The organism is Micromonospora sp. MH33, from assembly GCF_003013775.1.
In the GTDB taxonomy this organism is placed as follows: Bacteria; Actinomycetota; Actinomycetes; order Mycobacteriales; family Micromonosporaceae; genus Micromonospora; species Micromonospora fulviviridis.
Map to the genome: position 1 here is coordinate 1 of NZ_MUYZ01000167.1, position 14,477 is coordinate 14,477.

Below are 14,477 nucleotides of genomic sequence, written 5' to 3' on the forward strand. Positions count from 1 at the left end.
CCCGGGGCGCTCCGCCGCGGCGGCGAGCCCGGCCGCACCGTCCGGCAACCCGAGCTCCTCGGCGAGCCCGTCCAGGGCCCGGCCGGAGAAGTCCAGCTCCAGCATGGTGCCCGGCCAGGGGCCGCCGGCCACGGCGTACCCGATCTCGCCGGCCGCACCGCGGTGTCCGGCCACGACCGCGCCCCCGATCGTCACGGCCGCCGCCACGCCGGTGCCGATGCCCACGACGAGGCCGGGGTCGGCGTCGCGCAACGCGCCCAGCCGCAGCTCGGCCAGGGCGGCCGCGTTCAGGTCGTTGTCCACTGCCACGCGGGGAACGTCGAGCGCGTCCCGGACCGCGTCGGCCAGCCGTAGCCGCTCCCAGCCGGGCACGTTGGGAGCCAGGTCGATGCCGTCCGGACGGATCACACCGGGCGACGCCACGCCGGCGGCGACCAGCGGCCCGCCGACCCCGGCCAGCAGCTCCCCGGCGAGGCCCAGCGCCCGTTCCAGGGCCTGCGGCGCGCCCCGGTCGGCGTGCGTGGGGACCCGCCGGTGGGCGAGGAGCCGCCCGTCCGCGTCGGCCACCCCGATGGCCATCTTGGTACCGCCGAAGTCGATGCCGAGCAGCAGCCCGTCGACGCGGGTGCCGGACACGGGAGGCGCCGGGAGCCGCACGGTCACCGGGCCACCAGCTCGGCGGCGACGGCGTCGAGCGCCGCGTCGGCACGGCCGAGGCGGTCGCGTACCGCGGCCAGCCGGTCGGCGGTACCGGCGAAGGCGCCGCGCAGCCTGTCCACCTGGGCGCGGACCGCGGCAGCGCCGGGACCGTCCGCCTGGGCCCGGTTCAGCACCAGGTCCGGACGGACCGCGGCGGCGATGAGGTCGTCGACCGCGGCGTCGTCGAGCGGGCCGGTGAGCCCGTCGGCGGCGGCCCGGACGCCCTCGGCGGTCCAGGTGTCCGGCGCGCCGGCCCGGACCAGCCGCCCGACCACCGAGTGGGCGGCGCGGAACGGCACGCCGTGCCGGGTCAGCGCGTCGGCCGCCGCCGTGGTGGTCGCACCGGAGGCCACGATCTCCTCCCGGGTCGGCGGGGACAGCGGCGCGATCTCCGCGAGGAAGCCGCCGACCAGGGCGAAGAACCGCTCCGCCCGGTCGTTGCTCTCCCAGAGCCGGACCTGCACGTCGGTGGTGGCGTTGTTGGAGTCCTCCCACCAGGCGGCGCCCACGTTGTTGAGCACGGAGGCCGCGTCGGCGGCGGCCTGACCGGCGTAGGACACCAGGTGCTCCAGCACGACCGGATTGCGCTTCTGGGGCATGATGCTGCTGCCCTGGGTGAAGTCGCCCGGAGTGGTGACCCAGTTCCAGCTCAGCCAGTCCATCAGGGTGCGGGCCAGCCGCGCCCCGGTGGCCAGCGCCTGCGCGTTGAGGGTGCCGACGCGAACCAGGTGGTCGGCTCCGGCGACGGCCTCGTAGGAGTTGGTCACCAGGCCGGCGAAGCCGAGCAGCTCCGCCACCCGGGCCGGGGAGATCTCCAGGTCGGTGCCGGCGAACGCGCAGGAGCCCAACGGCGAGACGTTGAGCTGGTCGATCAGGTCGGCGTAGGCGGTCGCCTCGCCGGCGAGCGCCTCGGCGTACCCGGCGAGGGCGTGCCCGATGGTGGTGGGCTGGGCCGGCCGGCGGTGGGTGTAGCCGGTGATCACCACGTCCGCGTACCGGTCGGCGCTGTCCAGCGCGGTCCGCCCGGTGGTGAGCACCCGGTCCAGCACACCGAGGAGCTGGTCGCGCAGCAGCATCCGGAACACCCCGGCGTCCAGGTCGTTGCGGCTGCGGGCCATCTGCACGTCCAGGTCGGACGTGGGGATGCCGCACGCCGCGGCGAGCCGCTTCTCCAGCAGGTAGTAGGTGTCCTCGAAGGTGCCGTCGTACGCCGGCGCCGCGGTGCTGTCGGCGCGCAGCTCGGCCAGCCCGCGCAGCAGGCGGGCGCCCCGCTCGGCGGGGATCAGCCCCTGCTCGGTCAGCATCACGACGTGCGCCTGGCTGGCCCGCACCATCGCCGGGTAGAGGTGACCGACATGGTGGTCGTACGTGGGCGCCAGGTGGTGCCGCTGGTAGGTGGTCAGCGCGGGTGTGCTCATCGGAGTTCCTTCCAGTCCGCGGGCGCCCGGTCGGGCGGCCCTGCGGGTTCGGCCGGTCAGTCGGTCAGGCCGAGCAGTCGTTCGGCGTTGCCGGCGAAGATCGCACGCAGGTGGTCGTCGGGCATCCCCAGCTCGCGGCAGACCCGGAGCTGGTCGTCGAGGTAGCGGGTGACGTAGCCGCGCGGGAACCAGGACGAGTCGCTGCCGAAGACGATCCGGTGCGGGCCGATCGTCTCGTAGCAGCGGCGGAAGAGGTCCTCCAGCGTCAGCTTGTACGGCATCCAGCGCACCCACTGGTTCGATCCGGACGTGTCGACGTGGATGTTGGGGCAGCCCCAGGCGGCGAAGAAGAGTTCCTGCACGTGCTGCACGCCGAAGTGCGGCACCACCACGGCCAGCTCCGGGAAGCGGCGGGCCATCCGGGCCAGCTCGTCCGGGCCGCCGTACCGGCCGGTGCTGAGGCCACCGGCGCTGCCGTAGTGCCCGATGTGGATCAGGACGGGCACGCCGAGGCGCTGGGCCGCGCCCCAGAGCGGGTCCAGGTCCTCGTGGTCCAGCGGCCCGCGCAGCAGCGGGGCGAACAGCTTCAGCCCGCGCAGGCCGCGTTCGGTCACCGCGCGGTCCAGCTCGCCTGCGGCGTCCGGGCCGTACGGGTCGTGGTGGGCGAAGCCGAGCAACAGGTCCGGGTGGCGGTCGACCACGTCGGCCAGGGTGTCGTTGCCGCCGCCGGTGACGAAGACGGCCCTCTGGACGCCCGTCGCGCGCAGCTCGTCGGCCCAGCGGTCGGCCTCGTCCTGCCAGCGCTCGGCGGGCGGCTCCGGGTCGGGGAAGCCCCACGCCCGGCGCCACTGCCGGGCGTACGGGGCCGAACCGGCGGCCCGTACCGCCCGTTCGTGCTCGCCGCCCGGATGCATGCCGGCGGCCTGCTCGCAGGCGTGGATCGTCTCGTCGGCGCCGATCCGGAAGTGCAGGTGGAAGTCGACGACGTCCAGTCCTCGGTCGACGGTCATGACTCTCCCCCGGTCGGCAGCGGGTCGGCGGTGGGCGGGGACGGCAGTGGGGCGGCCAGCCAGGCGGCAACTGTCTCCCGTAGCCGCTCGGCGGCGAGCGCCCGCACCGTCCGGCCGGCCTCCTCGCTGGCCAGCGAGACGTGCCCCGACCAGCCCTGCCAGGGATCCGGGCGGGACTCGACCAGCACGTACGGATGGGCCACCGGCAGCTTGGGCTTCGGCGGCAGGTCGGTGGCGGCGTCGAGGCGTACCGCCCCGGGGTCGAAGCCGAGCACCCCGGAGGTCTCGTACGCCCCCCCGTGCCCGCGGGCCGGCGGCGCGCCGTAGAGCTCCGCCGTCTCCGCCGGGGTGACCAGCTGGAACCAGTTGACCAGCAGCAGGCTGGCGGTGCGCCGGCCGGAGACCCATTCCATCGCGGCGCGCACCGTGGACATGTTGGCGTCGTGGCCGTTGACGACCAGCAGCCGGGGGAAGCCCGCGGTGACGATGCCCTCGATCACGTCGGCGAGGTAGCCGACCGCGATCTCCGGCCGGATCGCCACCGTCCCCGGCCAGGGCCGGGTCTGCCCCGGGCAGGCCGCGTACGCGACGGCGGGGAAGAGGACGCCGCGCGGCCCGGGGCCGGCCGCGGCACTCTCCCCGGCGAAGCCCTCGGCGAGGATCAGGTCGGTGCCGAGCGGCAGATGCGGGCCGTGCCACTCGACCGCGCCCACCGGGAGCACCGCGAAGTCCGCCGCCGCGGCGACCGCGGCGAGCTCCCCGCCGGGGATCCGGGCGGCGGGGAGCAGCCCGCCGCCCGCCGGCCAGCGGTCCGTCACGCCGTCCACCGCGCCGCCTCCCGACTGGCTTTCCGGCCGCTCTCCAGCCGCCCGGAGACCACCATCACCACGAAGATCAGCACGATCTGGAGCATGCCGTACGCGGCGGCGGTGCCCACCTCGAAGGAGTACATCCGGTTGTTGATCTCGACGGAGATCGGTGCGGTCTCCGAGGTGTAGATGAGCACCGAGGCGACGAACTCGCCGACGCCGTGCACGAAGGCGAGCAGCGCGCCGGCGAGCACGCCGGGCAGCATCAGCCGCAGGGTGACCGTGCCGAACGCCCGCCACCAGGGCGCGCCGAGGTTGCGGGCGGCCTCCTCGAGCGACGGGTCGAGCTGGGCCAGCGTCGCCGAGCTGGAGCGGAACACCAGCGGCAGGAACCGCACGAAGTACGCCAGCGGCATGATCCAGAAGGTGCCGATCAGGACCTGCCCGAAGCTGAACGCGTTGCCGGTGCTGAACGCCGAGATCAGGTTGATCGCCACCACCGTGCCGGGCAGCGCCCAGGCCAGCATGACCGCCACGTCGAGCAGGCCGCGGCCGCGGAAGTCCAGCCGCCGCACCGCGTACGCGATGAGCACGCCGACCACGACGCAGCCGACGGTGGCGATCAGGCTCATCTGCAGCGAGTTGACGATCGGCCGGTACGCCTCCGGGTCGGAGAAGATCGTGATGAAGTTCTGTGTGGTGTACGCCGAGGGGATCACCTCGGTCGTCCACGAGCCGTCCTGCGAGAACGCCACCAGTGCGATCGTGCCCACCGGGGCGAGCAGCACCACGGTGGCGAGCACCGAGGCGAGCAGGGCCAGCCAGCGACCGAGCGGGTTGGTGATCTCCCGGCGGTGCGAGGCGACGCCCTTGGACTGGGACCGGTAGCTGCGCCGTCCCTCGTACCAGCGCATGCCGAGCAGGAAGAGCACCGACACCACGCCGAGCACGGCGGCGTACGTCGAGGCCATCGGCAGGTCGCCGTTGGTGCGGTTGATGTAGATCTGCATGGTCATCGTCTGGTCCACCCCGAACAGCAGCGGGGCGGTGTACGACGCCAGCGACGTCATGAAGACCAGCAGCGAGGCGGAGACCAGCGCCGGGGTGAGCATCGGCAGCAGCACGGTGCGCCAGACCCGGACCCGGCCGGCACCCAGGTTGTACGCGGCCTCCTCCACCGACGGGTCCATGCCGACCAGCGCGGCCGAGGTCGCCAGGTAGAAGAACGGGTACATGGTGAAGGTGTGCACCACCAGCACCCCCGCGATACCGCTGAACGGCAGCACCGGGTTGTCCGTGCCGAACAGGTGCTGGAGGCCGCGTGGCAGGATGCCGGTCTCGCTGTAGAGCAGCTGGAACGAGATGGCCCCGATCAGCGGCGGCAGCGCCGCCGGCACCAGGATGATGGCCTCGATCAGCCGGCGACCCGGAAACGAGAAGCGCTTGAGCAGGAACGCCATCGCCACCCCGACGATGCCGCAGAGCACCACGCTGGCCGCGGAGATCACCAGCGAGGTGACCAGCGAGGAGCGGGCCACCCCGTCGCCGGTGAGGAAGACGCGGTAGTTCGCCAGGCCGTCCGCCCCGACGCTCTCCGCGAAGGTGGCGAACATCGGCTGCACCACGTACCCGAAGAGGATCAGGGCCAGCGGGAAGACCAGCAGGTACGGGAACCAGCGGGAGTTGGCGCCGCCGGCGAGCCGGGCGGACCGGCGGGCCCGGGGTGGCGTCGGGTCCTCGGTGACCGGCGGGACGGTGGCCGCGCCGGGCGTGGCCGGAATGGTGCTCATGGCCGCACCACCCACATCCGCTCCCGCGGCAGGCGCAGCCCGACCTGGTCGCCCGCGACCAGCCCGGCGGGTACGTCGATGGCGGTGACCTGCACCGGCTCGCCGGCCACGTCGACCAGAAGGTTGGTGGACATGCCGGTGAACTCCAGCTCGGTCACCCGGCCGGTGAGGGCGCCGGCCTCGGTGGCCGAGGTGAGCCCGATGTGTTCGGGCCGGACGGAGACCAGCGCCGTTCCGTTCTCGCGCAGCCCGTGGTCGGCAGGCGCGGCCACGGTCACCTGCTCGCCGCCGGGAAGCGCGACGGTGACCGTCTCCGGGCCGGCGGCGGCCACCGGCAGGGTGAGCACGTTGCTCCGGCCGATGAACCGGGCCACGAACGCGTTCGCCGGCCGGTGGTAGATCTCCTGGGGCGCGCCGATCTGCTGGACCCGGCCGGACTCCATCACGGCGATCCGGTCGGACATCGCCATCGCCTCGGCCTGGTCGTGCGTGACGTAGATGGCGGTGGTGCCGCTCTCCTTCTGGATGCGGCGGATCTCGACCCGGGTCTCCTCGCGCAGCTTGGCGTCGAGGTTCGACAGCGGCTCGTCGAGCAGCAGGGTGCGGGGGCGGATGACCAGGGCCCGGGCCAGCGCGACACGCTGCTGCTGGCCGCCGGAGAGCTGGTCGATACGGCGCTCGCCGTAGCCGGCCAGGTGCACCTGGCCCAGCGCCTCGTCGACCCGCCGCTTCGACTCGGCCCGGCCGACCTTGCGGATCTTCAGGCCGTACGCGACGTTCTGCGCCACGGTCATGTGCGGGAAGAGCGCGTAGTTCTGGAACACCATGCCGGTGTCGCGCTTGTTCGGCGGCCGGTGGGTGACGTCCTCCTCGCCGAAGCGGATCCGGCCCGAGGTGGGGAAGTAGAAGCCGGCGACCATGCGCAAGGTGGTGGTCTTGCCGCAACCGCTCGGGCCGAGCAGGGTGAAGAACTCTCCGGCGGCGATCCTGATGTCGACGTCGTCGACGGCCGCGGTGTCGCCGGCGCGCGCGAAGCGCTTGCTCACCGACTCCAGCGTGACATCGATCATGATGTCTCTCCTTGCGTCCGGTACCGGGTCCGACCGGTGGTGGGTGGGGCCAGACCCGGTCTGGCGGTGCGTACGAGCGGCGGGTGCCGGATGCCGTCCGGCACCCGGCACCCCGGAGGTCAGCCCTTGTTCTTGATCTGGCTGTTCCAGTGGTTGATCCACTCGGTCTCGTTCTTGCCGATCACGTCCCAGTTGACGTCCAGTGGCTTGAGGTTGAGCTGGTTCAGCCACTCCGGCTTCTGGGCGATGTCCACGGCCGGGATCTGGTAGTAGTCCTTGGCCAGGTCGGCGCGGAGCGAGTCGTCGAACAGGAACTCGATGAACTTCTGCGCGCCGGTGGTGTTGCCACCCTTGACCGCGGCCAGGCCGTCGACCAGGACCGGGGCGCCGGAGGCCGGCATCACGTACCCGAAGGGCATGTTGGACTGGTTGGCCTGGAGCAGGATGTCCTGCAGGTTCCACGCGCTGAGGACGCCCTGCTGGCGGGACATCTTCAGGTAGAGGTCGGTCGGGTTGGCCGCGTACGCGCCGGTGTTGGCGTCGAGCTTCTTCAGCCAGTCGTAGCCGGGCTGCGGGTTGCTGCCGTCCGGCGACTGCCGCTGGATCATCGAGGCGTAGATCGACCGCATCGTGCCGGAGGCCGCCACGTCGCGGATAATGATCTTGTCCTTCCACTCCGGCTTCAGCAGGTCGTCCCAGTCCTTCGGGGCCTGCTCCGGGGTGAGGGCCTTGTTGTTGTACATGATGACCTCGGGCAGCAGGATCTCGCCGAACCAGCGGCCCTCGGGGTCCTTGTACTTGGCGTCCATCTTGCCGGCGAAGGCCGGCTGCCAGGGGGCGAGCAGGTCCTCGGTGGCCCCGGCGGCCAGCCCCTGCTGGGTGCCGCCCCACCAGACGTCCGCCTGCGGGTTGGCCTTCTCGGCCCGGACCCGCTCCAGGATCTCCTGCGCGCCGAGGTTGAGCACCTCGACCTTGCCCTTGTACTCGGGGTACTTGGCGGTGAACTTGTCGACGACGAAGGTGGCGACCTTCTTGTCGCGGGCCGTGTAGATCGTCAGCTTCTCGGTGCCGCCGGCGGCGGCGTCGTTCGAGCCGCCACTGCAGGCCGTGCCGGCGGCGAGGACGGCGGCGAGCGCTCCCGCGAGAAGAAGTCGACGTCTCATGTGGTACCTCCGAGGGGTGTGGGGGAACTGCGTTGTTCTGAGGGAAGAGGTCAGGGGGCTGGCAACAGGGTGGACAGTCCCGCCGCGGCGGCGGAGAGCGCGTAGCTGATCGCCCCGTGCAGCACCGCCCGGTCGCCGAGGACCGCCCGGCGTACCTCGGTCGCGCTCGGCGCGGCGGCGGAGACCAGGGCCTGGAGCCGGTCCACGGCGGCGTCGTCCAGCTCGGCGGCGGCCCCGCTGAGCAGAACCCGGCCGGGGTCGACCACGCAGGCGCACGAGACGATGAGCCGGGACCAGGCCGCGAGGACCTCGTGCAGGTAGGCGGCGGCCCGATCGTCCGCGGCGGCCAGATCCACCAGCGCTCGGACGGGCGACTCGGGACGGCGGCCCGGGGCCAGGGCCACCACCCGCTCGGCGATGGCGCTCTCCGACCAGCGGGCCTCGAACGGGCCGATCCCGTCGTGCCCCCGGTCGGCCGGATCGAGCGGCAGGAAGCCGACCTCACCGGCCGCCCCGCCGGCACCTCGGCGGACCTGTCCGTCCAGCACCAGGCCCGCGCCGATGCCGTCGGCCACGTGCAGCAGGAGGAGGTCGGCGACGTCCGCGCCGGCACCGGCGGCGAGCTCGCCGGCGGCCATCAGGTTCACGTCGTTGTCCACCACCACCGGCACGCCGAGCCGCCGTTGGACCGACTCCCCTATCGGCTCTCCCTCGATCAGGCCGACCGACGGGGCGAGCCGGACCGCGCCACCGGAGGAGACACCGGGCGCGGCGATGGCCACCCCGCGCAGCGCCGGCAGTCCGTCGCCGGCCAGCTCGGGGACCGCCTTGCAGATCAGGTCGACGATGTCGCCGGTGAGCCGCACCGTCCGGTGGGCGACCACCGCGCCGTCGCTGTCGGCGATCTCGCAGCTGATCCGGGACGGCTCCAGCGAGACGGCGGCGACCAGTTCGGCGCGGGGATTGAACTCCAGCATGGCCCGCGGCCGCCCGGCCCGGGACGCGCCAGGTCCGCGTTCGATCAGATAGCCCTCGGCGATCAGGTCGCGGACCAGCGGGGTGAGCGTGGCCGGGCTCAACCCGGTGAGCTCGGTCAGCTCGGCACGGGAGAGCATCCGCACCTGGCGGGCGGCAGAGATCACGGAAAGCCGCTTGATCTCCTTCGACCGCTCCCGGCTCACCGGGCTCGTCGGTGGCGTCACCACGTCAGTCACACTTCCTTCCTACGGCGAACGAACTATCTAGTCAAGTAACGAAAGCGTCTCGACCGCCTGACGAGGCGGTGATGAGCTGCCGAAATGTCGTCGAATCCGATCGCCATGGGACAGCACTCCCCCGTCCGGGACGAGATCGCGAGCGCTCATGGATGGCGACTTAGTTTCTTTCGCAAATTAAGAAAGATCTTGCACGGCATTGACGCGCCGCCTCGCCGGTCCCTAGCGTCACCGGGCGAAGGCCTTCCAGTGTGTACGGAGTCCCGTGCCGCTGCGCACCCGGCGACCCCGGGCACCCGTCGGTGCCCGCCGTCCCGTCGCTCACCACCCACTGTCCGAACGCGACCACCACGTCGACGCCGCCCGCGTCCGACGTCGATGGCCGCTGCCCGGACCTCGCCACATCGGGAAGGATCCGCATGCGACTCAAGGCGTTCCTGCTACCCACCGCCCTGGCCCTGGCCCTCTCGGGGGTGCCGGGGCCGGCGCTCGCCGCACCCGCGCCCGGCCGCCCCGCCGACACCGTCGACCTCGACGTGCTCTTCGTCAGCGCCCACCCGGACGACGAGGCGGGCAGCCTCGCCACCCTGGGCCAGTGGAAGGAGCGGTACGGCACGAAGGCCGGCGTCGTGACCATCACCCGGGGCGAGGGCGGCGGCAACGCCGTCGGCCTCGAGGAGGGCCCACCACTCGGCATCATCCGCGAGCGCGAGGAGCGCACCGCGATCGGCAAGGCCGGGGTGGAGAACCTGTACAACCTCGACCGGGTCGACTTCTGGTACACCGCCTCCGCGCCGCTCTCCGAGCGGATCTGGGGGCACGACGACACCCTCGCCCAGATCGTGCGCGTGATCCGGCAGACCCGCCCGGAGATCGTGATGACGATGAACCCGTCGCCGACCCCGGGCAACCACGGCAACCACCAGCAGGCCGCCCGGTTCGCCGCCGAGGCCTTCCACGCCGCCGCCGACCCGACCGCCTTCCCCGAGCAGCTCTCGAAGGAGGGCCTGCAACCCTTCCGGCCGGCGAAGTTCCTGCGTACGGGTGGCACCGGCACCTCGACGGCCGGCCCCGCGTGCGCGACGAGCTTCGTCCCGACGGTGCCGACCGACCAGGTCTTCGGCGTCTGGGAGGGCACCCCGAGCAGCACCGGGAAGACCTGGGCGGAGATCGAGGTGGACGCCCGCCGCGAATACGTCACCCAGGGCTGGGCCGGCACCGCCGCCGCCCCCACCGACCCGGCGAAGATCCGCTGCGACTTCTACACCCTGGTCGACAGCCGGGTCCCGTACGACCCGGCGGACACCTCCCCGGAGGCGATCCTGCGCGGTTCGGTGCTGCCGGCCACGGCCGGCGGGCTGCCCCGGGGCACCGAGCTGTACCTGACCACCGACCGGTTCGACCTCGCCCCCGGCGAGACCGTCGAGGTGACCGCGCACGTCCGGGCCCCCCGGGACCGGGCCCTGACCTCGCCGCGGCTCGCGTTGCGGCTGCCGTCGGGCTGGACCGCCACCGGCTCCGGCGCCCTGCGCGGCGCGGTGCCGGCGGGCGGGGAGCGGACCGCCACCTTCACCGTCACCGTTCCGGCCGACGCCGACACCAACCAGCAGCGGCTGGTCGGCGCGACCCTGACCACCGGGCAGGGCGCCGGGCGTACCGACCGGGCGGTCCGGGTGGTCGCCGATGTGCGGGGCACCCTGGAGCCGCTGCCCGAGGTGGGTACCTTCCGGGACTGGGCCGGCGCGAGCGGCTACCCGCAGCTGGACACTCTGATCAAGCCGGTGCTCAGCCTCGGCTCCGGGCAGAGCCGTACCGTCCGGGTGGACCTGCGCAACCACGGCGAGACCGCGCAGCACGGCGAGGTCACCCTCGGCCTGCCGAAGGGGTTCGCCGCCGATCCCGCCACGAAGAGCTACCCCGACCTGGCCCCCGGCGCGACCGGCGCGGTGAGCTTCACCGTCACCAACACCGACGCCACCCTGCCCACCGCCAACTCCGGCGGCACGGACGGCGACTACGGGATCACCATCACCACCACCAGCGCCGCCGGCAGCACCGTCGAGACCGGCGCCCTGGAGCTCGTCCCCACCAGCGAGGTGCCGCACGCCGGTACCGGCCACGAGGTGGACGGGGTGGCCGCCCCGGGCGAGTACCCCGGCCCGGAGCTGGACCTCTCCCGGATCTGGGAGGGCGAGGCCACCACACCGCAGGACGCGTCGGCGACCGGGCGGATCGCCTGGACGGACGACGCCCTGAAGGTCTACGTGCAGGTCACCGACGACGTGCTCGGCAAGAAGGTGGTGCCGCAGGACTGCAAGCGGCAGCGCCGCACCGACAGCGTGGAGATCATCGTCGACCCGAAGGGGAACTCGGCGGACACCTCCACCGTGTTCAAGGCGGGCATCTTCCCGGTCACCGACGACCCGGCCAACGGCGACCCGCCCTGCTGGCAGCGGGATGCCGACAACCGCCAGGGGCCCGGCGCGACGACCGCGCCGGGGATGACCGTGGTCAGCAAGGTCAGCGCGCCGTACACCGGCTACACCATCGAGGCGAGCATTCCGTTCGCGGTGCTGCCCGACGCGGTCGACCCGGCCCGGATGGGCTTCAACGTGCTGGTCTACGACTCGGACACCCAGGACCTCACCTCCCAGTCCCGGCTGGGCTGGTCCACCTTCACCGGCGTACGGGCCGACCCGTACCGGTACGGCCTGGTCACCCTGCCCGGGTACGCGCCGGCGGCCCGCCAGCCGAGCGCCCCGGTCTTCCCGGACACCGCCGCGCGCAGCGTGCACAGCCCGCAGACCATCGCCCAGTCGGCGACGGACGGGGTCGCTCCGGCGGCCGTGCCGCGGCTGCCGGCAGAGGCGCTGCGGCTCACCGGCGCTCGTACGGTCACCGGCGGCGTCTCGGTCACCCTCCGGGCGGACCGGGCCGGCACCGCGTACCTGTACGGCTGGGACGGTGACCGGCCCACGGGCGACCGCACGGTGTCCCTGACCGCCGGCTCGCCGGTGACCGTTGTGGTGCCGGTGACCGCCGGTACCCCGACGTCGCTGCTGGCTGCCTACGAGGCGGACGGCGCGGCGCTGGCCCACCGGCTCCCCCTGTCCTGACACCGACGGAAGGGCCCCTTGTCGACAAGGGGCCCTTCCGTCACCGCAGGCGGTAGACGGCCGTCCGACCGTTCTCGTAGCGCAGGTCGGCCAGGGTCCGCAGGGTCGGCGACTCCGCCCCGACCAGGCGGTCCACCACCAGCCAGCGCACCCCGTACCGGTCGCGGAGCGCGGCCAGGCCGGCGGCCGTCGGGGCGGTGAAGGCGCTGTCGTTGGCGCGCTGCCGGCCGGCGTCCCAGAACGGCGCGTACGGGCCGTCCGGCCGGCCGACCATCCGGGGCGCGAACGCCCACCCCTCGACCAGCACCGAGCGCTCGGCGTAGCCGCTGAGCCAGAACGAGCGGGCGTCGCACCAGCCGTCCACCACCTCCCGGCAGTGCACATTGGTGGCGAGCACGTCGTCGGGGGCGCTGTGCGTCCGCACCCAGCGGGCCGCCTCGACCCGGGAGCCGGGCATCGCCACCACCGGGTACGCCCCGCCGTTCGGGTAGACGCGGGTCGCCGCCGCGTCCAGCACCAGCCCCGGCGTACCGGCGGTCAGCACAGCGGTGAGCAGCACGAGTCCGCCCCGGCCGGCGAGCCCGGGCCAGCGCCCCACGAGGGCCGGCCAGCACAGGGCCGCCAGCAGCGCCGGAACGGCCAGCACGGCGGCCCACCGGAGCAGCGGCAGCACCGGGGCGTACGCGGGAACGGCGGGCGTGCTGATCGCGGAGTCGAGCTGCACCGCGGTGAGCAGCACGGCGAACCCGGCGGTGCCCGTGCCGAGCAGCCACCGGCCGCGGGCGGAGAGGGCGGCCCGGTCGGCCACCTCGGCCCAACCCCAGGCGGAGAGGAGGACGCCGAAGGCGAACCCGGTCCGGGTGAAGTACTGGTTGCTGCTGCCGGGATGCCCGACGAGCAGGTAGATCGCCGGCCCGGCGAGCGCGCCGCCGAGCAGGAACACCTGCACCGGCTCGGGCCGCCACCGGCGCAGCCGGAGCAGGGCCAGAGCGCCGGCCACCCGGAGCTGAAGGTTGAGCAGGAACGCCAGTACGACCAGCGCCCAGAAGAGCCCGGTCACCCCGGCCGGCCGGTCGGTCGGGATGTACGGGCGCAGCCCGGAGAACGGGTCCAGGACCACCCCGTGGCTCTCGAAGGCGAACAGCACCGCGGTGGCGAAGAACTGCGCGGCCAACGCCAGCCCGGCCGCGATCAGCACGCCCCGGGGCAGCCGGCGGCGGACCAGCAGGGTGGCCGCGGCGGTGAGCCCGAGCGCGGCCAGCACCACCGGCAGCGTGCTCGCCTTCGCGCCGGTCGACGCGGCCAGGAAGAGAACCGCCAGCGGCCAGGCGCCGCGGCCCAGCGCGGGCACGGTCACCCCGCGGGCCCGGCCGACGATCTCGCCGAGCGCGGCGATCAGCGGCAACAGCAGCACCCAGCTGTACGTCATCGACGGGCTGCCCCAGACGATGAAGGTGGCCTGGCTGCCGAAGAGCTGACGCCAGCCGTTCTCGAAGCCGAACTCGCCCACGGTGAACAGCAGCGCGGCGGCCACCACCCCGGCGTACGGCCGGCCGGTGATCCGCCAGCCCACCACGGCGACCAGCACGGCGGCGAGCGCGCAGAGCGCCGGCACGGCGAGCCGGAACAGCACCGTGGGCAGGTCGACGCCGCTGACCAGGCTGGTGGCGGCCAGGTGGGCGAAACCGAACCAGTGGTAGTGCAGCGGCTCCCCGGCGACCTGCGGCACCTCGGGCGGCACCTGGTGGGTGGCCGCCCCGGCGATGGAGAGCTGGAAGGCCAGGTCGATGTACTGTGCCTGCCCCTCGTCGGTGGGGAGCACCGGGTTGACGGCGAGGAACGACCCGTACAGGTAGAGGGTGAAGCCGACCACCACCCCCGCCAGCGACCAGGCCCACCCCGCCGGGACGACGGTGGGGTGGCGGACCCGCCAGTGCCGGCGCAGCCGGGGCGCCACGGCGAACGGCGCCACCACGGCGAGCGGCCAGAGCCACAGCCGGCCGGGCAGCCCGGCGGCGGTGAAGGCGGCCCAGGCGACCAGCTCCAGCACCAGGCCGACCGCCGCTCCCATGGCCAGGTCCTCGACCAGGGTGTGCGGCCGGCGGCGCAGCGCGCGGAACACCAGCGTGCCGGGGAGCAGCACGGCCAGCGACGCGTACGCCGTCCAGCGGGCGATCGCGGCGGCCGG

General features: G+C 73.6%; 9 protein-coding genes and 1 pseudogene. 1 reads left to right on the forward strand and 9 read right to left on the reverse strand.

The window, feature by feature from the left end; genetic code table 11:
• The 8 genes from B0E53_RS22780 to B0E53_RS22815 all read right to left on the reverse strand — a co-directional run.
• On the reverse strand, positions 1-636 hold a 636-nt coding region (locus tag B0E53_RS22780; RefSeq protein ID WP_246835548.1), incomplete at its 3' end, for an ROK family protein.
• Positions 637-659: 23 nt separating this feature from the next.
• On the reverse strand, positions 660-2,117 hold the full coding sequence (locus B0E53_RS22785) for a lyase family protein (RefSeq protein WP_107077925.1): 1,458 nt from the start codon (positions 2,115-2,117) through the stop codon (positions 660-662).
• Positions 2,118-2,173: 56 nt separating this feature from the next.
• Positions 2,174-3,127, reverse strand: a complete 954-nt coding sequence (locus B0E53_RS22790) for an amidohydrolase family protein (RefSeq protein WP_107077926.1) — start codon at positions 3,125-3,127, stop codon at positions 2,174-2,176.
• Positions 3,124-3,954: a creatininase family protein gene (locus B0E53_RS22795; RefSeq protein ID WP_107077927.1), complete on the reverse strand. Its 831-nt coding sequence runs from the start codon at positions 3,952-3,954 to the stop codon at positions 3,124-3,126. Before B0E53_RS22795 ends, B0E53_RS22790 begins: the two co-directional genes overlap by 4 nt.
• Positions 3,942-5,726 carry an iron ABC transporter permease gene (locus tag B0E53_RS22800; RefSeq protein WP_107077928.1) on the reverse strand — a complete coding sequence of 595 codons (1,785 nt, stop codon included), beginning with the start codon at positions 5,724-5,726 and terminating at the stop codon, positions 3,942-3,944. Before B0E53_RS22800 ends, B0E53_RS22795 begins: the two co-directional genes overlap by 13 nt.
• A complete protein-coding gene (locus B0E53_RS22805; RefSeq protein ID WP_107077929.1) occupies positions 5,723-6,796 on the reverse strand; it encodes an ABC transporter ATP-binding protein in 1,074 nt (357 codons plus the stop codon). Before B0E53_RS22805 ends, B0E53_RS22800 begins: the two co-directional genes overlap by 4 nt.
• A 119-nt stretch (positions 6,797-6,915) precedes the next feature.
• Complete coding sequence (locus B0E53_RS22810; protein ID WP_107077930.1) at positions 6,916-7,959, reverse strand: extracellular solute-binding protein; 1,044 nt, start codon at positions 7,957-7,959, stop codon at positions 6,916-6,918.
• A 50-nt stretch (positions 7,960-8,009) separates the two neighbouring features.
• On the reverse strand, positions 8,010-9,173 hold the full coding sequence (locus tag B0E53_RS22815; RefSeq protein WP_107077931.1) for an ROK family protein: 1,164 nt from the start codon (positions 9,171-9,173) through the stop codon (positions 8,010-8,012).
• A gap of 419 nt (positions 9,174-9,592) precedes the next feature.
• Here B0E53_RS22815 and B0E53_RS22820 point away from each other — a divergent pair, with 419 nt between their 5' ends.
• Positions 9,593-12,289: a sugar-binding protein gene (locus B0E53_RS22820; protein WP_107077932.1), complete on the forward strand. Its 2,697-nt coding sequence runs from the start codon at positions 9,593-9,595 to the stop codon at positions 12,287-12,289.
• Between the two features lie 40 nt (positions 12,290-12,329).
• Here the strand turns inward: B0E53_RS22820 and B0E53_RS37785 are convergent.
• Positions 12,330-14,477, reverse strand: a pseudogene (locus tag B0E53_RS37785) (hypothetical protein); the annotation flags it as partial.